The following is a 17,915-nucleotide window of genomic DNA, read 5'->3' as shown; positions in this document are numbered from 1 at the left end:
TCAGCCCTTGCCGCCGCGACCCGCGCCGCCGGCGTTGCCGCCACCGCCGCCGGGGATGCCGCCGCCACCGAAGCCGCCACCGCCACCGAAGCCGGCCGCACCGCCGCGACCGCCCTGGCCGCCCTGCCCCGGGAAGGAGCCGTTCGGGAAGCCGTTCCCCGCGCTGGTGGTGGGGAGTTCGACCTTGTCGCCCTCCTTGAGCCCGGTGAGCACCTGCACGGTGCTGTCGCCCTCGACGCCGACCGTGACGCTCATCCGCTGGGTGGAGCCGTCCGGCTGCACCACGTTCGCCGTCCGGCTGCTGCCGGTGCCGGCGAGCGCGGAGGTGGGCAGCGAGAGCGCATTGTCGGCCTCGCCCGTGACCACCGAGACGGTCGCGCTGAGGCCGGTGCGCAGGGTGCTGGTGTCACCGGTGATCTGGAGCGTCGCCGCGTACTGGACGGCCGACGAGCCCGCGCTGCCGCCGCCACTGCTACTGGGCAGCGAACTGACCGACAGGACGGTCGCGTTGAGCTTGGTGTCGGACTGCGCGTTCAGCGCGACGGTGGCCGCCTCGCCCTTCTTGAGCTTGAGCGAGTCGAGCTCGGAGAAGTTGGCGGTGACCTGCATCCCGGTGGGGTTGGTCAGGACGATGAAGCCGCTCGGCGTGCCGCTGCTCGAACTCGCACTCGTCCCGGTCGACTTGGTCGATCCCGAGGTGGTGGAGGACGATCCCCCGCCGACGGTGTCGCCGACCTTGGCGGAGACCGACGCGACGGTGCCGTCCACCGACGCGGTGAGCGTCGTGCCGGCCAGCGCCGCCTGGGCGTTGGCCACGTTGGTCTGCGCGGTGGCGACCTGCTGCTCGGCCGAGGCGACGGCCGCGTCGTCCACCTTGGTGGTGGTGACGGTGGTGGTCTGCGGAACGGGCGCGCTGTTCCCGCCCGTTCCGCGGCCGCCGCCCCCGGCACCGGCGCTGGGGCTGGGGCTGGGGCTCGGGGCGGCGGGAGCGCCGGTCTGGGGCAGCGGCTCGACGGTCGTGGTGGTGACACCGGCCTGGGCCTTGGTGAGGTTGGCGTCGGCCGTGGTGAGCGCCGCGTTGGCCGCGTCCACCTGCTGCTGGGCGGCGGTGGTGTCGACGGTGGCCAGCACCTGGCCCTTCTTCACGGTGTCCCCGACCGCGACCTTGACGGCCGTGAGCCGGCCACCGGTGGTGAAGTCCTGGGCGGCGTCGGTGGGCGACACCAGCGTGCCGGTTCCGGACACGGTGGCCAGGACCGTCCCCTTGGCCACCGTCGCGGTCCGGGCCTTCGGCTGTCCGGCGGCCGCGCTCGGCCCGCTGTTCACCGTGGTGTACGCCAGCGCGGCGCAGGCCAGCAGGGCCACGCCCAGGGCGGAATTGACGAGGACGGCGCCTCGCCGTCGTGGGAGCACCTTCATGGCGGACAGCTTCGCCGGGCGCTCTTGCGTCGGCCTGGGCGCGGGCTGGGAGAAGGCTGAACGGGTGGATCCGGACATTCCGCTCGCACCGGCCCGTTCGCGCGGGCCGCTTGGCCGCCGCGTGGCCGGCCGTTGGCCGAACTCCCAGCCTGCTCCCAGCGATCCCCAGGCATCCGGCAGCGCCCGGCACCACACCGACGGCATCCGGGCCTCCCGAAAGCGCCCGGAGCACCCCGCGAGCACGTCGTGAGCACCTCCGGAACGCCTCCCGAACGCCTCCCGAACGCCGCAGGGGCGCACCGCGCGTGCGGAACGCCCCTGCGTACGGACGCGGACGTCAGAGCGTCTTGCGGAACTCCTCGGCCACCGCGAGGAAGATCGTGTTGCCCTCGGCCTCGCCGATGGACACCCGCACGCCCTCGGGGAACGGCCGGACGATCACACCGGCCGCGGCGGCCGCGGCGGCGAAGTCCGCCGAGCGCGCGCCGAGCGGCAGCCACACGAAGTTGGCCTGCGAGTCCGGGAGGTCCCAGCCCTGGGCACGCAGTCCGGCCACCACCCGGGCGCGCTCCTCCACGAGCGCGTCCACCCGCACCTTGAGTGCGTCCTCGGCGTGCAGCGAGGCGACGGCGGCGTCCTGCGCGAGTTGGTTCACGCCGAACGGGACGGCGGTCTTGCGCAGCGCGGTCGCCACCGGCTCGTGGGCGATCGCGAAGCCGACGCGCAGGCCCGCGAGGCCGTACGCCTTGGAGAAGGTGCGCAGGACGCAGACGTTCGGGCGGTCCCGGTAGAGGTCGATGCCGTTGGGCACCTCGGGGTCGCGGATGAACTCGATGTAGGCCTCGTCGACGACGACCAGCACGTCGCCGGGCACCGCGTCGATGAAGCGCTCCAGCTCGGCGCGGTGGATCACGTTGCCGGTCGGGTTGTTCGGGTTGCACACGAAGATCAGCCGGGTGTTCGGCGTGATCGCGGCGAGCATCGCGTCCAGGTCGTGGTCGCCGCCGGCGGTGATCGGGACCGGGACGGGGGTGGCGCCGGCGACCTGGGTGATGATCGGGTACGCCTCGAAGGAGCGCCAGGCGAAGATCACCTCGTCGCCCGGACCCGCCGTGGCGAGGATCAGCGACTGGGCGACGCCGACCGAGCCGGTGCCGGTGGCGATGTGCTCGGCCGGCACGCCGAAGCGCTTGGCCAGCTCCTCGGTGAGCTCGTTGACCGCCATGTCCGGGTAACGGTTGAACGACCCGGCCGCCTCGACCGCCGCGGCCAGGACGCCGGGCAGCGGCCCGTACGGGTTCTCGTTGGAGGACAGCTTGTAGGCGTCGGCGCCGGCCGGCTTGCCGGGCTTGTAGGTGGGGATGCCGTCCAGGGTCGGCCGCAGCCGCGGGCCCTGCGCTGACGTGTCGCTCACGGTCCTGCTCCTTCTCGATCTTCTCGATCTCCGCGTCGGGTGGACGCGCGATGTCCGGGTGTGCGTCCTCCGGTGCGGGTCCTCCGGTGCACACGCCCGGACCACCCCGGTCGGGTGCCTTGCACCATACCGACCGCGCTCACCCGTAGGAGTGAGTTGGCCGGTCGGCCCACCGGTGCAGATCAGCCATTCTGCCGGGTTCCTTTGGCACATGTCAGAGGTAAGACGCCAGGTTTTGGGCCGGTATCGAAGGGGCGCGCCCCGGCTCACTCGTGGAGAAACGTATCTCCAAAGGCTCCCGATGCGCCGGTCACAGGACCTTGTCAGGAGCCATACGATCGGTCCGCCATGACAGCAGCAGCCAACCAGAGCGGTCGGCGACCCACCACCTCACGGCGTCTGGAGCGGGCCGGCATCCGGGATGTGGCAGCAGCCGCCGGAGTGTCGATCACCACCGTCTCCGACGCGCTGAACGGAAAGGGCCGCCTGCCCGACGAGACCCGCAGCCGGGTGCGCGAGGTCGCCGAGCGCCTCGGCTACCGCCCCTCCGCGGCCGCCCGCACCCTGCGCACCGGACGGTCCGGCCTGATCGGGCTGACCGTCACGACCTACGGCGAGGAGCCGTTCACCTTCACGGAGTTCGCGTACTTCGCCGAGATGGCCCGCGCCGCCACCAGCGCCGCCCTCGGCCGCGGCTACGCGCTGGTGGTGCTGCCTGCGTCCTCCCGGCACGACGTCTGGGGCAACATCGCCCTGGACGGCACCGTGGTGATCGACCCGCCCGACCAGGACCCGCTGGTCAGCGAGCTCTACCGGTCCGGCGTCCCGGTGGTCAGCGACGGCAAGCCCGGCAACTGCCCGGTCACCGCCTGGGTCGACAACGACCACGAGGCCGCCGTGCTCGGCATCCTCGACCACCTCTCCGAAGCCGGCGCCCGCCGGATCGGCCTGCTCACCGGGACCAGCACCGACACCTACACCCGGCTCTCCACCGAGGCCTACCTCGGCTGGTGCGCCAAGGTCGGCCAGGAGCCGGTGTACGAGGCCTACCCCGCGCACGACCCGGCCGCCGGCGCCGTCGCCGCCGACCGGCTGCTCGCCCGCCCCGACCGCCCCGACGCCGTCTACGGCCTGTTCGACCCCAACGGCACCGACCTGCTCGCCGCCGCCCGCCGCTACGGGCTGCGGGTGCCCGACGACCTCCTGCTGGTCTGCTGCAGCGAGAGCGACGTCTACGCCGCCACCGAGCCCCCGATCACCACGCTCTCACTGAAGCCCCGCCGGATCGGCACGACCGTCGTCAACCTCCTCATCGACGCCATCGAGGGCGTCGACTCCGGGACGGGCGTCGACATCGCCCGGCTCTTCCCGCCCCGCTTCCGCACCGCCGGAACCGGCCCGCCGCCCGGCACCCTGATGCCCACCGAGCTGATCGTCCGGGCCTCCTCGCAGCGCCGCAGTCCGCGCACCACCGTCAGTCCTCCCCGACCCCCGGGCGAGGTCTAGACCATACCGAGCCGGGACAAAACGGACCTTGCGGGACGGCCCGGCTGACGCTCCGGAGGATTGGATACCCACCAGGTGACGACGCCGGGAGAGTGGTCTTCCTATGATGGGCGAATGACACCCGAGGACCGCTTCCCCGGGCCTGAACACCCCTCCTCAGGCCCCCGCCACCAGCCGGACCTCGACGTGCTGCCGTACGGCACCTACTACGAGCCCGAACCCGCCGGCTACGCCGGGACGCCGTACGAAGCGGAGACCTACAGCGGCTACGGCGGCGCCCGCTACCTCGAACAGCACTGGCCCGCCGACAGCCAGGCGCACGGACACACGATGCACGCCCCCGGGCAGGCGCCGGCGTTCAACCACCAGGACCACCCCGGCTACGAGCCGACCCTGCCCGACCGGCCCTCGCCGGCCCTCCAGTTCCCCGACGCGGTGCCCGACCCCCTGGCCGACGGACACCCCGACCGGCCGGCCGACCAGTTCCCCGGCCGCGACGACCCGCCGACCATCGAGCTCGGCCCGCCGCTGCCCGAGCCCGTGCCCAGCTACCCGTACCCGGCCCCCGGCCCGGACGAGCCGCCCGGCCCGCTCTACGTCGTCGGTGACGTCCACGGCTACCTGGAAGAACTCGTCGCCGAACTCCGCCACCAGGGCATCATCGACGCCGACGGCCACTGGTGCGCCGGCCGCTCCCGGATCTGGTTCCTCGGCGACTTCACCGACCGCGGCCCCGACGGCATCGGCGTCATCGACCTCGTCATGCAGCTCGCCGCCGAGGCCGCCGCCGCGGGCGGCTACTGCCGGGCCCTGATGGGCAATCACGAACTGCTCTTCCTCGGCGCCGCCAGGTACGGGGACGAACCCGTCCAGTCCACCGCCGGCACCGCCTCCTTCCTCGCCGCCTGGCGGCTCAACGGCGGCCAGCAGCACGACCTCGACCGGCTCCAGGCGCACCACATCAGCTGGCTCTCCCGGCTGCCCGCCATCGCCATCGAGGACGGCCACCTGCTGCTGCACTCCGACACCACCGCCTACCTGGAGTACGGCGAGTCCATCCCCGACGTCAACGACGCGGTGCACAGCCTGCTCGCCGACGAGGGCGTGGACGAGTGGTGGGACTGCTTCCGCCGCTTCACCAAGCGCTTCGCCTTCCGCGGCGACGCCGGCCCGACGGCCGTCCACGAGCTCCTCGACACCTACGGCGGCAGCCGGATCGTGCACGGCCACAGCCCGATCCCGTACCTCACCGGCGCTGTGCACGCCGACGACGGCGCCCCGCCGCACATCCCCGGGCCGTACGTGTACGCCGACGACCTCGCGGTCGCCATGGACGGCGGCGTCACCATGGAAGGGCGCCTGCTCATCGCCCGACTGCCCGTCAACTGACGTCACCCGCCGGCCCACCCGTCGCACGGGTGTTCCCGGCGCCCGGGCCGTCGCACGCGCGCGGCCCGGGGCGCGAAATTCCGGAATCGGACTGTCAGCGCGGGCGCACCCGCCCCTACCATGAGGCACACCACGAGCGGCCGCCCGTCCGGCGGCCCGCCTCCGCGCCCGATTCGGCGCCCCTGCGGGCCCACCCAGCCCGCGAGGCGGAGCGAACCGGGGTCCGCATGAACGGGGTCCCCATGACCAACCCCCCGCCGCTGCTCGCCGAGGACCGCCCGGAGTACGAGCGCCTCCTCGCCGAAGCCCTCCGCGACGGCACCGTCCGCACCGCCCTCCGCGCGCCCGGCGCACTCACCGCCGACCAGCTGCGCGCCCGCGCCCTGCGCGACGCCGACGCCATCGCCGCCGCGGCCGCCACCGAGTACGAGCACTACACCGGGCTGCGCGAGAGCCTGCGCAGCACGCCCCCGCCCGCCGAGGGCGCCGAGCCGGCCGCCCCCGGCCTGCTCTCCCAGCTGCGCTCCGCCGACGGCGGCGCCGGGCTCTTCCCGGTCCTCACCGTGCTCACCCCGATCCTGGCCTGGGCCGCGGCGCTGGTCCTGCTGCTCCTCGGGTACGCCCTGCGCGCCGCCGACCCCGGGCTCGTCCTCGCCCGCTCCCTGCTCACCGCGGGCTGGATCGCGCTCGCGGCCGGGATCGTCGCGATGACCGTCGGCCTCGTCGGGCTCGTCCTCACCGCGTTACGCGACGGCTCCGGCGCCCCCGCGGGCACCGACCCCGACCTCGCCGCCGAGCTCGCCGCCGCCCGCCGCGCCTGGCGCACCGCCCTGCGCGACCACGGCCTCCTCCCCTACCTGCACGCCGGCCTCCCGGCCGTCCCCGCCCAGCGCCCGGACTTCACCAGCCCCGGCTACACCCCGCCGGGCTACACCAGCCCGGGCCCCGACGGCCTCACCGACCCCGAGGGCCGCACCTCCCGCCCCGCCGCCTTCACCCCGCCCGACTTCAGCACCCCCGGCTACACCCCGCCGGGCTTCACCGGCCCCGACGAGGTCGGCTGACGCACCGCTGCCCCGGGCCACGCCCGGGGCAGCGCGCAGGACCCCGGAGCGGCCGCTACGGCAGGTAGCGTTCGAGCGCCGCCGCGCCCTTCTCGTCGATCTGCCGCCTGGCCCACGCGAGGCGCTCGGGCGTGACGTCCTGCCCGGACGCCATGACCAGGTCCTCGGGGTCGAAGGGCCGCTCGCCACCGCTGTACAGCTGCCGCGGGGACGCCTTGGCGTCCCGGTTCGTCTCGTCGCTCGGATCGGTCCCCTTGATCGGGCTGCCCATCGCTGCCTCCTTGGTCGGCCTTCCCCCCAGGGTGCCTCCGTTTTCCCCCGGACGCACGATGGCGGGGCGGCAAAGACCGGAACCCGTCCGAGGCCGCCGGGTGGAAAGGAAAACGGCCCGCGCTCTCCCCCCGGAGGAACGCGGGCCGGCTCTGGGGCGGCGGCGGTCAGTCCGCCATCGGCAGGTAGACCTTGTTGCCGTGGGCCTTGAACTCCTCGGACATGGCCTGCATACCGGCCAGCGCCTCGGCGTCGAACTCGGTGCCGACGGCCGTGGAGCCGTCGCCGTGCTCGTCGCGGATCTTCTGCGAGATCTTCATCGAGCAGAACTTCGGGCCGCACATCGAGCAGAAGTGCGCGGTCTTGGCCGGCTCGGCGGGGAGGGTCTCGTCGTGGAAGTCGCGCGCGGTCTCCGGGTCGAGGGCCAGGTTGAACTGGTCCTCCCAGCGGAACTCGAAGCGGGCGTCGGAGAGGGCGTCGTCCCAGGCCTGGGCGCCGGGGTGGCCCTTGGCGAGGTCGGCGGCGTGGGCGGCGATCTTGTAGGTGATCACGCCGGTCTTGACGTCGTCCCGGTTGGGCAGGCCCAGGTGCTCCTTGGGCGTCACGTAGCAGAGCATCGCGGTGCCCCACCAGGCGATCATCGCGGCGCCGATGCCGGAGGTGATGTGGTCGTAGCCGGGGGCGACGTCCGTGGTGAGGGGGCCGAGCGTGTAGAACGGCGCCTCGTCGCAGATCTCCTTCTGGAGATCCATGTTCTCCTTGATCTTGTGCATCGGGACGTGGCCCGGGCCCTCGATCATCACCTGGACGTCGCGCTCGCGGGCGATCCGGCCGAGCTCGCCGAGGGTCTGCAGCTCGGCGAACTGCGCCTCGTCGTTGGCGTCGGCGATGGAGCCGGGCCGCAGGCCGTCACCGAGCGAGAAGGTGACGTCGTAGGCGGCGAGGATGTCGCAGAGCTCCTCGAAGTTCGTGTAGAGGAAGTTCTCCTTGTGGTGCGCGAGGCACCACGCGGCCATGATCGATCCGCCGCGCGAGACGATGCCGGTCTTGCGGCGGGCGGTCAGCGGGACGTACCGCAGCAGCACGCCGGCGTGGACGGTCATGTAGTCGACGCCCTGCTCGCACTGCTCGATGATGGTGTCCCGGTAGACCTCCCAGCTCAGCTCCTCGGCCCTGCCGTCGACCTTCTCCAGGGCCTGGTACAGCGGCACGGTGCCGATCGGCACGGGGGAGTTGCGCAGGATCCACTCGCGGGTGGTGTGGATGTTGCGGCCGGTGGAGAGGTCCATGACGGTGTCGGCGCCCCAACGGGTGGCCCAGGTCATCTTCTCCACCTCCTCCTCGATCGAGGAGGTGACGGCGGAGTTGCCGATGTTGGCGTTGATCTTCACCAGGAAGTTGGTGCCGATGATCGCCGGCTCCACCTCGGGGTGGTTCACGTTCACCGGGATGACGGCCCGGCCGCGGGCCACCTCGTCGCGCACGAACTCGGGGGCCAGGCCCTCGCGCAGGGCGACGAACTCCATCTCCGGCGTGACGATCCCGCGCTTGGCGTAGGCGAGTTGGGTCACGGCGGCGCCGCCGCGGCCGCGCAGCGGGCGGCGGGGGCGGCCGGGGAAGACGGCGTCGAGGTTGCGCAGGTTCCCGCCGCGCGGCGAGGTGTGCTTGATGCCGTCGTCCTCGGGGCGGGCCTCGCGGCCGTCGTACTCCTCGACGTCACCGCGCTGGCGGATCCACGCGTCGCGCAGGGCGGGCAGGCCGCGGCGCACGTCGGGCTCGTAGGCGGGGTCGGTGTACGGGCCGGAGGTGTCGTACAGCGGAACGGTCTTGCCGTTGGTGAGCACCACCTCGCGGAACGGGACCCGCAGATCGGGGCGGGATCCCTCGCGGTGGGCCTTGCGCCAGGCCGGGGTCGGGTAGCCGGTGCGCTCGCTGCTGGGGGCGCTCTGGGCAGACTGCGGCTGTGCGTCGAACGTGGTCATCTGACCTTCACTCCCTACGCCGGCATTACCCGGTCCAGGTTCCTGCGGTCGGCGCAGCGTCCCGGCCGTCCGTCGACGGACCGTTCAGCGCCCTCTCAGCCCGGTGCTCCGAGCTCCCGCGTCCGCAGGCGGTGTTGCCTGCACATGACGCCCAACACCGTAGCGAGAGGATCGCCGCAGGTCCAGAGGGCTTCCGGTGGGCGGGCGGCGAGCGCAGACTGAAGCCCATGATCGGACTGACGGGGCGGGTCACGGGGAAGATCGGCGCGGGCCTGGTCGGGGAGGTGCTGGTGCACGTGCCCGAGCGTCAGGGGACGGAGGCGTTCCTGGCGTACCTGGCGGTGCCGGGGGATCCGCTGCCGACGGGCACGCAGGTGATCGTGGTCGAGTACCAGGCGCCGCGCACGGTGTTCGTGTCGCCGCTCTGACGGACGATCCTCCCTCGTCACGGGGCCCGTGACAGGACCGGGACGAAGTCACGACGTCACCTACTGGCGCACGCGCACGAACAGGCGCAGAATCTCCGCTGCCACCGCGTCCGCGCACTCCTGCACAACCACGCGCAGCCACGGAGCGGTGTGCCTTGAAGGGGGAGTCGGCCGATGGTTATCGGCGTCGTCGCGGGGGCCGTGGTGGCCTCCATCATCGTTGTGATCATCCTGTTCAAGCTCATGTGGCGGGTCGCCGAGCCGAACGAGGCACTGATCATCTCCGGGTCGAAGCACGGGGACGGCCTGGGCTTCCGGATCGTCACCGGGCGGGGCACCTTCGTCGTCCCGGGCATGCAGGCGGTGCGCCGCCTGTCGCTGGACCTCAACGAGGCCGAGCTGGACGTCGAGTGCGTGACGCAGCAGGGCATCCCGGTGCACGTCAAGGGTGTCGTCATCTTCAAGGTCGGCGACGACTCGGTGTCGATCGCCAACGCCGCCCGGCGTTTCCTGGACCAGCAGAAGATGATGGGCCAGCGGGTGCACAACGTGTTCGCCGGTCACCTGCGCTCCATCGTCGGCGGGCTGACGGTCGAGGACATGATCCGCGACCGCGATCGGCTGACCGGCGAGACCCGGGCCGCCTCGGGCGCCGAGATGGAGAAGCTCGGTCTGATCATCGACTCGCTGCAGATCCAGGAGATCCTGGACCCGACCGGGTACATCCGCAACCTCGCCGCCCCGCACGCCGCGGCCGTCCAGCGCGACGCCCGCATCGCGGCCGCCGCCGCCGACCGCGAGGCCACCGAGGCGGAGCAGGAGGCGTTCGCCCGCAAGGCCGAGGCCACCCGCAACAGCGAGATCCAGCAGGCCTCCTACCAGGCCGAGATGGACACCGCGAGCGCCCGCGCCCGGCAGGCCGGACCGCTCGCCGAGGCGGCCGCCCGCCAGGAGGTCGTCGTCCAGGAGACGAAGGTCGCCGAGCTGGAGGCCCAGCGCAAGGAGCAGCAGCTCCAGATCGACGTCCGCAAGCCGGCCGACGCCAAGGCGTACGAGACCCGCACCAAGGCCGACGCCGACCGCGACGCCCGGATCTCCTCGGCCCAGGCGCACGCCCGGGAGACCGAGCTGCGGGCGGCGGCCGACGCCAGCCAGGTGAAGATCGCCGCGGCGGCCGAGGCGGAGGCCACCAAGCTGCGCGGCCTGGCCGCCGCCGAGGCGACCAGGGCCACCGGTCAGGCGGAGGCCGCGGCCGTCGAGGCCCGCGGTCTGGCGGACGCCGAGGCGGCCCGGGCGCTCGGGCTGGCCAACGCCGAGGGCATCCGGGCCCGCGCCGCGGCCCTCGCCGAGAACCAGGACGCCGTCGTGGCGCAGGAGTTGGCGGAGAAGTGGCCGGAGATCGTCCGGGCCGCGGCCGAGTCCTTCGGCAACGTCGAGCACATGGTGCTGCTCAACGGCGCGGACGGCATGGGCGAGATGTTCGCGAAGGCGCTGACCATGGGCGGCACCGGCCTGGGCCTGGCCCGCCAGTTGCTGAGCACCATGAAGGAGGCCCCGGCCGACGCGCCGGCCGACGCCAAGGCGCCGGTGGTGCAGCAGGTCCGCATCGAGGAGTGACCCGGAGCGGTCCCGCGCCGCGACGGCCGAGGCCCGGCAACCCCACGACGGGGTGCCGGGCCTCGGCGTCGACGCCGGAGCGTCGTCAGAGCTTCGCCGCCTTCTTCACCAGGATGACCACGGCCGCCCCGATGCCGACCACGACCAGCAGCTTGATCAGCAGGCCCAGCAGCGCGCCGACCACGCCGAACACGAAGGTCACGACGTTCCAGGCCAGCACCAGGACCAGCACCGGCACGACGATGTTGCGCACCCAGGAGGGCAGCGACTTCCAGAGCTCAGCCATGTCCGTTCCTTCTCTCCCCTCGGGCCGGCCGCCCCTTCGGTGCCGCATCCCGCTTGCTTTCGATACGTCGATCGTACGGGGGCGCCAGTGCCGGAACGAGGCCCAACGGCCCGGAGAGAACCCCGAGATCACCCCGACCCCGGCCCCCGGGGATGACCCTGGGGAACCGCCCCGGAAGCGTCAGACCGGCCAGCGCTCGCCGCGCCACGCGGCGTCCCAGAACATCCACTCGTAGCGCGAGGTCGTCGTGAAGTGCTCGACCACCCGGCGGCGCTCGACGGGGGAGAGCTCCTCGCCGATCCGGTCCGCGAGCGCCAGCACGCGCCGCACCACCGACTGGAACGCCTCGTCGCCGTAGGTGGCGATCCACTTGGCGTAGAGCGGATCCGGCGATCCCTGGGCGAGCAGTGCCTCGCCGACCCGGGCGTAGATCCAGTAGCAGGGCAGCACCGCGCCGAGCGCCTCCGCGAAGGAGCCGCCGTAGACGGTCGCGAGCAGGTAGCTGGTGTAGGCCCGGGTGGTCGGCAGCACCGCTTCCTCGGCGGCCTGTTCGGCACTGGCCCCGAAGGCCGTCATGAACTCGGCGTGCATGCCCTGCTCCGCCGCGATCGCGCCGACCGCGTCGGCGGCGAACGCCCGCACGTCCTCCTCGCCGGGCGCCTTGGCGGCGCAGACGGCGAGCGCGCGGGCGTAGTCGCGCAGGTAGTGCGAGTCCTGCACGACGAAGTGGCGGAAGGCCTCGCGCGGCAGGGTGCCGTCGGTGAGGCCGCCGATGAAGGGGTGGGCCAGGATCTCGGCGTAGACCGGCTCGATGGCCGACCAGAGCTCTTCGGTGAGACGCATGCGTCCGACCCTAAAGCCTGCCGGTCAGTCCTCCGGGGGCGAGAAGACCACCAGGACCCGCAGCTCCTCCGTGACGTGGTGGAAGCGGTGCGGCGTCCCGGCCGGCACGTACACGACGGTGCCGCGCCCGACGGTCGCGGTCTCGCCGCCCACGGTCAGCTCGGCCCGGCCGCTGATCACCTGGTAGATCTCGTCCTGGTCGTGCGCGGTCTGCGGGTCGGTGGCGCCGGGGGAGAGCGCGTACAGCCCGGCGGACATCCGCGGTTCGCGCAGGAACCGCAGGTACGCGCCGTCGTTGGCCGCGCGTTCGGCGTCGAGTTCGTCCAGCCGGAACAGCTTCACCGGTGCCGTCTTCCCTTCTCCGTCCACCTCCGGGACCACCGGCATTCAACACCAACATGCCCGGCGGGAGCTTCCCTGCGCCCCCGGCGGCCTGCCAGGCTGGTCGCCATGAAGGGTTTCGTTCTCAAAACGCTGATCAACGCGGTGGCCATCTGGGTCGCCGCCTGGATCGTCACCGGCATCCAACTCACCGACGCCAACACCGACTGGCAGCACAAGGCGATCACCGTAGTGGCCGTCGCGCTGGTCTTCGGCGTGGTCAACTGGCTGGTCAAGCCGGTCGTCAAGCTGTTCTCGTTCCCGCTGTTCATCCTGACCCTGGGCCTGATCACCTTCGTGATCAACGCCCTGATGCTACTGCTGACCTCGTGGGCGTCGGGGCGGCTCAGCCTCGACTTCCACGTCACCGGCTTCGTGCCGGCGCTGCTGGGCTCGCTGATCATCAGCCTGGTCTCGTGGGGCCTGCACCTGGCCCTGGACGACGACTGAGCGCGGCGGCCGCCGCGTCGTGGGAAGGGCCCGTACCCGGGTGGTTCACCGGGGACGGGCCCTCCCCCTTCTCCGGCCGCCCCGGGCCGCCGCGCCCCGATCGGAGGCACCCCGGCGGGTCGGCGTTTCGTCCCGGCCCGGCTGCGGCAGACTCCCGCACAACGCTCGCGCCCCGGAGGTGGCCATGGGTCCCGACAACCGCACCCCGCCACCCCGCCCGGTCGTCAAGCGCACCGCCCGGGCGATCCTGCTGGAGCTGGACCCGGCGGACCCGCACGGCCCGGCCAGCCTCGTCGTGATCCGCCGGGTCCGCCCCGGCTCCCCGCACCCGTACTGGATCACTCCCGGCGGCGGGGTGGAGCGCGGCGACCGGACGGTGGTCGAGGCGCTGCACCGCGAGGTGGACGAGGAGCTCGGCGGCAAGGTCGTCGACGTCGTGCCCGCGTTCGTCGACACCATCAGCCACACGCACCACGACGACGGCACGCTGCTCCACCCCCACGGGGTCAAGGTGCAGCACTTCTTCGTGTGCCGGCTCGCCTCGATGGACCTCAGCCGCCGGCACGGGCCCGAGGTGGACGACCCGAACGGCGAGTACGAGGTGGTCCGGCTGCCGTTCACGCGCGAGGGCGTCACGTCGGTCAACGTCGTCCCGCCCCGGCTGCGGGCCTACCTGGCGGCCAACATCGAGGGCATCCGCGCCCTGCTCGCCCCCGACCTCGGCTGAGCCCGGCCGGCGGCGCCTCAGCCCGCGGCCAGGTCCCCCACCAGGTCGTGCCGGATCCGCTCCACCGGCACCCCGGCGCGCACCAGCGCCCCGACGCTCCGGCGGACCATCGCGGCGGGCCCGCTGAGCACCGCTTCCCGGCCCGCCCACGGTCCGAACCGGCCCACCACCTCGGGGAGTTCACCGGCCAGCGCGCCCCCGGCGGGGCCGGTGCCGGAGACCACCGGGCGCACGGTGAGCCACGGGCACCGCCCGGCCAGTTCGCGCAGCCCGTCCAGGTCGTACAACTCGGCGGGCCTGCGGGCCCCGTAGAACACGTCGACGCGGCGGCCGGGACCGCCGTGCTCGGCGACCTCCTCGACCATCGCCCGGATCGGCGCGATGCCGGTGCCGCCGCCGAGGCAGAGCAGGTCGGTGCCGCAGCCGTGGTCGACGGTCATCGCCCCGGCCGCCGGGCCGAGCCGCAGGACGTCCCCCGGCGCCGCGCGGTGGACGAGCGCGTTGCTCACCCAGCCCGCCTGGACGGCCTTGACGTGGAAGGTCAGCAGCCCGTCCGGCCGCGGCGCCGAGGCGAACGAGTAGTGCCGCCACACCCGCGGCCACCAGGGCGTCTCCAGGCTCGTGTACTGCCCGGCGCGGAACGGGTAGGCCTGGTCCGGGCGGACGGTGATCACCGCGACGTCCCGGGTGCGGCGCTCGTGCCGCACCACCTCGCCGTGCCACCACGGCGGCGAGGTGCGGGCGGCCTCCTCCGCGGCCTCGATCATGATCGACGAGACCAGGCGGTAGACCCGGCGCCAGGCCAGCTCGGTCGCGGCGTCCCAGCGGCTGCCCGCGTACCTGGCCAGGGCCTGCACCAGGCACTCCCCGACCGGGCCGTAGTGGCCGGTCAGCGTGCCGTAGCGGCGGTGGCCGCGGCCGAGCGCGCTCAGGTGGGCGCGCAGGGCCGCCGGGTCGTCGGCACCGCGGGCGGCGGCCAGCAGGGCGCGGAAGAGGCGGTCGCGCTGGACGTCCATGGCGGCCGGGAAGAGGGCGCGGACCTCGGGGTGGTGCAGGAAGATCAGCGCGTAGAAGTGCGCGGTGGCCCGGTCGGCGACCGGCTCGACGACCGCCAGACTGGCCCGGATCAGCTCGATGTCCCGTGCGGTGGGCGGAAGTTCGGCGGCCGAGCAGGTGCCGCCGGCGAGCGCGGCGGGCGCCGGACCACCCTCGGCGAGGGCCTGCACGGCCCAGGCCTGGCTCCAACTGTCGCCGGGTCCGGCCCAGTTGAGGCCGGGAGCGTCGGCGAACAGCGGCCGGAACGGCGGGGCGGCGGGCGGGGCCGCGGGCGGCGCGGCGAGCGGGGCCGCAGGCTCGGGGCTCGCCGGCCGCACGGGCCCGGTGACCAGGTCCGGCAGCACCGGCAGGACGGCCGTCGGCGCCTCCACGGGCGGGAGGTCCGGCGGGTCGAGCGGCATCGGGGGAGGCACGGGGGCCTGCGCCCGTCCGGGGGCCGGGTGGTCCGGGGGGAGTTCCGGCAGGCCCGGGACGGAGGAGACCCCCGCCGAGCCGTGCCCGGTGCGGACCAGAAGTGTTCTGCGGGGCTTCACCGCAACGTTTCGAGTACCCAAGAGAATCGTTTCGCCTCCGGCCGGCCTACGCCACCACCTGGCTTGTCCCTGTTGACGCCTAGGCAGCGTGGCACGCCCGAAGTGCTCATCCGACAAATCACGCGAAGCCCGGACGCCCGGCCCGGGAACGCGCTAGTGTCACTCATTCCACGGTCGCCCTGAGTGGCTCCCCCGTCTATTCAGGGCGACCGCGGTTCGAGAAGGGCCCGGTCAGAGCTGCCGCAGCAACATCCCGGGCCGCTCCACGCAGTCCGCGACGAACCGCAGGAACCCGCCCGCCGTGCCGCCGTCGCAGACCCGGTGGTCGAAGGTGAAGGACAGCTGCGTCACCTCGCGCACCGCCAACTGCCCATCGTGCACCCACGGTTTGGCGACGATCCGGCCGACGCCGAGCATCGCCGCCTCGGGGTGGTTGAGGATCGGGGTGGAGCCGTCCACGCCGAACACGCCGTAGTTGTTCAGCGTGAAGGTGCCACCGGTCAGTTCGGCCGGGGTCAGCGAGCCGCTCCGGGCCGACTCGGTCAACCGGGCGAGCTCCTCGCCGAGTTGCTCGGTGCTCCGCGCGTGTGCGTCCCGCACCACCGGGACGACGAGCCCGCGCTCGGCCTGCGCGGCGAAGCCCAGGTGCACCACCGAGTGCCGGATGATGCCCGAACCGTCCTCCGTCACACTGGAGTTGAGCTCGGGGAAGCGCGCCAGCGCGACCGTGCAGATCCGGGCGAGCAGCGCCAGCACGCTCACCTTAGGACCGGGCGTGGCGTTCAACTGCCGTCGCAGCGCCATCAGTTCGGTGGCGTCAGCGTCCACCCAGCAGGTCGCGGCGGGGATCTCCCGGTGGCTGCGGCTGAGCTTCTCCGCCACCGCCTTGCGCAGCCCGCGCAGCGGGACGACACCCTCGGCCGCGGCGGAGGCGACCGCGGCGGGAGCGGCGACCGGAGCGGCGACCTTGGCCGCGACCGCCCGCTCGACGTCCGACCGCATGATCAGCCCGTCCGGCCCGCTGCCCGCGACCGCCGCGAGGTCGACCCCCTGCTCCCGGGCCAGCCGCCGCACCAGCGGCGAGATCACCGGCACCACGGCGGGCGCCGCGGCGACCGCCACAGGGGCAACGGGGACGGGAACGGGAGCCGGAGCCGGAGCCGAGGAAGCCCCCACCCGGCGACGCCGTGCGCCCCGGGACTCCGCCACCCCGTACCCGACCAGCGGGCGCTCCACCTCGGCGGACGGCGCGGCGACGGGAGCGTCCGCCGGCCCGCCCGCGGCGGCCACCGCGACGGTGACCAGCGGCGCGCCCACGGCGATCTCCTCGCCCGGCTCGCCGTACCGCGCGGTGACCACCCCGCCGTACGGGCAGGGCACCTCCACCACGGCCTTGGCGGTCTCCACCTCCACCACCGGCTGGTCGACGGCGATCACCTCGCCGACCTCGACCATCCAGCGCACCACCTCCGCCCCGGTCAGTCCCTCACCGAGATCGGGCAGGGTGAACTCGCGCACGACGGGCATCATCCTCAGTCCTCCCACTGCAGCCGGGCGACCGCGTCCAGGATCCGGTCCACCCCGGGGAGGTGGTGGTGCTCCAGCATCGGCGGCGGGTACGGGATGTCGAAGCCGGTCACCCGCAGCACCGGCGCGGCCAGGTGGTGGAAGCAGCGCTCGGTGACCCGGGCGGCGATCTCCGCGCCGGTGCCGCCGAAGCCGCTCGCCTCGTGCACCACGACGGCCCGGCCGACCGAGCGCACCACGCGGGCGACCGTCTCGTCGTCGAACGGCACCAGGGTGCGCAGGTCCAGCACCGCGAGGTCCCAGCCCTCGGCCTTCGCCGCCTCGGCCGCCTCCAGGCAGACCGGCAGCGAGGGCCCGTACGTGATCAGGACGGCCGAGGTGCCGGTGCGCCGCAGCACGGCCCGGCCGATCGGCTCCACCGGCGCGGTCGGGTCGAACCCGTCCTTGCCCCAGTAGAGCCGCTTGGGCTCCAGGAACACGACCGGGTCGTCCGAGGCGATCGAGGCGCGCAGCAGCCCGTAGGCGTCGGCCACCGTCCCGGGCGTGACGACGTGCAGGCCGGGCGTGCTGGTGTAGTACGCCTCGGAGGCGTCGCTGTGGTGCTCGACCCCGCCGATGCCGCCGCCGTACGGGATGCGGACGGTGATCGGCAGCGGGAGCCTGCCCGCCGTGCGGTTGCGCATCTTCGCGACGTGCGAGAACAGCTGCTCCAGCGCCGGGTAGGCGAAGGCGTCGAACTGCATCTCGACGACCGGGCGCAGCCCGTACATCGCCATGCCGATGGCGGTGCCGAGGATGCCGGCCTCGGCCAGCGGGGTGTCCAGGCAGCGGTCCGGGCCGAACTCGGCGGTCAGCCCGTCGGTGATCCGGAAGACGCCGCCGAGCGCGCCGACGTCCTCGCCGAGCACGTGCACCGCCGGGTCGTCGCGTATGGCGTCCCGCAGCGCGGTGTTGAGCGCCTGCGCCATGGAGGCGGTGCGCGGGCCAGAGGTGCGCTGCGCAGCAGCTCGGCCAAGGGTGGGG

The 17,915-nt window shown here is 73.5% G+C and carries 17 protein-coding genes and 1 riboswitch; of the genes, 7 read left to right on the top strand and 10 right to left on the bottom strand.

Annotation, left to right across the window (positions count from 1 at the left end):
* Positions 1–1,419, bottom strand: coding sequence for an efflux RND transporter periplasmic adaptor subunit (locus tag ACFVU9_RS21670; protein WP_387595501.1), 1,419 nt, complete (start codon positions 1,417–1,419; stop codon positions 1–3).
* A 337-nt stretch (positions 1,420–1,756) separates the two neighbouring features.
* Positions 1,757–2,833: a histidinol-phosphate transaminase gene (gene hisC / locus ACFVU9_RS21665; protein ID WP_380439666.1), complete on the bottom strand. Its 1,077-nt coding sequence runs from the start codon at positions 2,831–2,833 to the stop codon at positions 1,757–1,759.
* 348 nt (positions 2,834–3,181) lie between these two features.
* Between hisC and ACFVU9_RS21660 the strand changes: the two genes are divergently transcribed.
* The 3 genes from ACFVU9_RS21660 (at position 3,182) to ACFVU9_RS21650 (ending at position 6,792) form a co-directional block, all read left to right on the top strand.
* A complete protein-coding gene (locus ACFVU9_RS21660; RefSeq protein ID WP_078859964.1) occupies positions 3,182–4,339 on the top strand; it encodes a LacI family DNA-binding transcriptional regulator in 1,158 nt (385 codons plus the stop codon).
* Between the two features lie 114 nt (positions 4,340–4,453).
* Positions 4,454–5,728 carry a metallophosphoesterase gene (locus ACFVU9_RS21655; RefSeq protein ID WP_380439670.1) on the top strand — a complete coding sequence of 425 codons (1,275 nt, stop codon included), beginning with the start codon at positions 4,454–4,456 and terminating at the stop codon, positions 5,726–5,728.
* Between the two features lie 242 nt (positions 5,729–5,970).
* Positions 5,971–6,792: a hypothetical protein gene (locus ACFVU9_RS21650; protein WP_387595496.1), complete on the top strand. Its 822-nt coding sequence runs from the start codon at positions 5,971–5,973 to the stop codon at positions 6,790–6,792.
* A gap of 55 nt (positions 6,793–6,847) precedes the next feature.
* Here the strand turns inward: ACFVU9_RS21650 and ACFVU9_RS21645 are convergent, their stop codons facing one another.
* Together ACFVU9_RS21645 and thiC are read right to left on the bottom strand one after the other, a co-directional pair.
* Positions 6,848–7,063, bottom strand: a complete 216-nt coding sequence (locus ACFVU9_RS21645) for a hypothetical protein (protein ID WP_359964259.1) — start codon at positions 7,061–7,063, stop codon at positions 6,848–6,850.
* 166 nt (positions 7,064–7,229) lie between these two features.
* Positions 7,230–9,044, bottom strand: coding sequence for a phosphomethylpyrimidine synthase ThiC (thiC, locus tag ACFVU9_RS21640; RefSeq protein WP_380439674.1), 1,815 nt, complete (start codon positions 9,042–9,044; stop codon positions 7,230–7,232).
* Positions 9,039–9,174: riboswitch (TPP riboswitch) on the bottom strand. Its footprint overlaps the gene before it by 6 nt.
* Positions 9,175–9,271: 97 nt before the next feature.
* On the opposite strand from thiC, the gene ACFVU9_RS21635 reads away from it, so the two are divergent.
* Together ACFVU9_RS21635 and ACFVU9_RS21630 are read left to right on the top strand one after the other, a co-directional pair.
* Positions 9,272–9,472, top strand: a complete 201-nt coding sequence (locus ACFVU9_RS21635; protein ID WP_387595491.1) for a hypothetical protein — start codon at positions 9,272–9,274, stop codon at positions 9,470–9,472.
* 174 nt (positions 9,473–9,646) lie between these two features.
* The gene (locus ACFVU9_RS21630) at positions 9,647–11,089 is read left to right on the top strand and encodes an SPFH domain-containing protein (RefSeq protein WP_380439678.1); all 1,443 of its coding nucleotides are present in this window, start codon (positions 9,647–9,649) and stop codon (positions 11,087–11,089) included.
* A gap of 85 nt (positions 11,090–11,174) precedes the next feature.
* Here the strand turns inward: ACFVU9_RS21630 and ACFVU9_RS21625 are convergent, their stop codons facing one another.
* The 3 genes from ACFVU9_RS21625 to ACFVU9_RS21615 form a co-directional block, all read right to left on the bottom strand.
* Complete coding sequence (locus tag ACFVU9_RS21625; protein ID WP_380439679.1) at positions 11,175–11,375, bottom strand: DUF5326 family protein; 201 nt, start codon at positions 11,373–11,375, stop codon at positions 11,175–11,177.
* 180 nt (positions 11,376–11,555) lie between these two features.
* Positions 11,556–12,218, bottom strand: a complete 663-nt coding sequence (tenA, locus tag ACFVU9_RS21620) for a thiaminase II (protein ID WP_380439681.1) — start codon at positions 12,216–12,218, stop codon at positions 11,556–11,558.
* 24 nt (positions 12,219–12,242) lie between these two features.
* Positions 12,243–12,560 carry a cupin domain-containing protein gene (locus ACFVU9_RS21615; protein WP_380497488.1) on the bottom strand — a complete coding sequence of 106 codons (318 nt, stop codon included), beginning with the start codon at positions 12,558–12,560 and terminating at the stop codon, positions 12,243–12,245.
* Between the two features lie 108 nt (positions 12,561–12,668).
* Here ACFVU9_RS21615 and ACFVU9_RS21610 point away from each other — a divergent pair, with 108 nt between their 5' ends.
* Both ACFVU9_RS21610 and ACFVU9_RS21605 read left to right on the top strand, forming a co-directional pair.
* The gene (locus tag ACFVU9_RS21610; protein ID WP_380439683.1) at positions 12,669–13,049 is read left to right on the top strand and encodes a phage holin family protein; all 381 of its coding nucleotides are present in this window, start codon (positions 12,669–12,671) and stop codon (positions 13,047–13,049) included.
* 184 nt (positions 13,050–13,233) lie between these two features.
* Complete coding sequence (locus tag ACFVU9_RS21605; protein ID WP_380439685.1) at positions 13,234–13,776, top strand: NUDIX domain-containing protein; 543 nt, start codon at positions 13,234–13,236, stop codon at positions 13,774–13,776.
* A gap of 17 nt (positions 13,777–13,793) precedes the next feature.
* Here ACFVU9_RS21605 and ACFVU9_RS21600 read toward each other — a convergent pair whose 3' ends face one another.
* The 3 genes from ACFVU9_RS21600 to ACFVU9_RS21590 all read right to left on the bottom strand — a co-directional run bounded on the left by ACFVU9_RS21600 (position 13,794) and on the right by ACFVU9_RS21590 (position 17,860).
* Complete coding sequence (locus tag ACFVU9_RS21600; protein ID WP_387595485.1) at positions 13,794–15,365, bottom strand: globin domain-containing protein; 1,572 nt, start codon at positions 15,363–15,365, stop codon at positions 13,794–13,796.
* A gap of 231 nt (positions 15,366–15,596) precedes the next feature.
* Positions 15,597–16,892, bottom strand: coding sequence for a dihydrolipoamide acetyltransferase family protein (locus ACFVU9_RS21595; protein WP_387595528.1), 1,296 nt, complete (start codon positions 16,890–16,892; stop codon positions 15,597–15,599).
* 5 nt (positions 16,893–16,897) lie between these two features.
* Positions 16,898–17,860, bottom strand: coding sequence for an alpha-ketoacid dehydrogenase subunit beta (locus ACFVU9_RS21590; RefSeq protein ID WP_387595525.1), 963 nt, complete (start codon positions 17,858–17,860; stop codon positions 16,898–16,900).
* Positions 17,861–17,915: the final 55 nt, after the last annotated feature.

It is taken from the genome of Kitasatospora sp. NPDC057936 (genome assembly GCF_042887525.1).
Taxonomy (GTDB): domain Bacteria; phylum Actinomycetota; class Actinomycetes; order Streptomycetales; family Streptomycetaceae; genus Kitasatospora.
This window is presented reverse-complemented; position numbering and strand designations above follow the sequence as displayed.

Bases quoted from the DNA above. Each gene is read 5' to 3' on its own strand.
- ACFVU9_RS21670 (WP_387595501.1), bottom strand. From the start codon at position 1,419: ATGAAGGTGCTCCCACGACGGCGAGGCGCCGTCCTCGTCAATTCCGCC.
- ACFVU9_RS21660 (WP_078859964.1), top strand. From the start codon at position 3,182: ATGACAGCAGCAGCCAACCAGAGCGGTCGGCGACCCACCACCTCACGG.
- ACFVU9_RS21655 (WP_380439670.1), top strand. From the start codon at position 4,454: ATGACACCCGAGGACCGCTTCCCCGGGCCTGAACACCCCTCCTCAGGC.
- ACFVU9_RS21650 (WP_387595496.1), top strand. From the start codon at position 5,971: ATGACCAACCCCCCGCCGCTGCTCGCCGAGGACCGCCCGGAGTACGAG.
- ACFVU9_RS21645 (WP_359964259.1), bottom strand. From the start codon at position 7,063: ATGGGCAGCCCGATCAAGGGGACCGATCCGAGCGACGAGACGAACCGG.
- thiC (WP_380439674.1), bottom strand. From the start codon at position 9,044: ATGACCACGTTCGACGCACAGCCGCAGTCTGCCCAGAGCGCCCCCAGC.
- ACFVU9_RS21635 (WP_387595491.1), top strand. From the start codon at position 9,272: ATGATCGGACTGACGGGGCGGGTCACGGGGAAGATCGGCGCGGGCCTG.
- ACFVU9_RS21630 (WP_380439678.1), top strand. From the start codon at position 9,647: ATGGTTATCGGCGTCGTCGCGGGGGCCGTGGTGGCCTCCATCATCGTT.
- ACFVU9_RS21625 (WP_380439679.1), bottom strand. From the start codon at position 11,375: ATGGCTGAGCTCTGGAAGTCGCTGCCCTCCTGGGTGCGCAACATCGTC.
- tenA (WP_380439681.1), bottom strand. From the start codon at position 12,218: ATGCGTCTCACCGAAGAGCTCTGGTCGGCCATCGAGCCGGTCTACGCC.
- ACFVU9_RS21610 (WP_380439683.1), top strand. From the start codon at position 12,669: ATGAAGGGTTTCGTTCTCAAAACGCTGATCAACGCGGTGGCCATCTGG.
- ACFVU9_RS21605 (WP_380439685.1), top strand. From the start codon at position 13,234: ATGGGTCCCGACAACCGCACCCCGCCACCCCGCCCGGTCGTCAAGCGC.
- ACFVU9_RS21595 (WP_387595528.1), bottom strand. From the start codon at position 16,892: ATGCCCGTCGTGCGCGAGTTCACCCTGCCCGATCTCGGTGAGGGACTG.
- ACFVU9_RS21590 (WP_387595525.1), bottom strand. From the start codon at position 17,860: ATGGCGCAGGCGCTCAACACCGCGCTGCGGGACGCCATACGCGACGAC.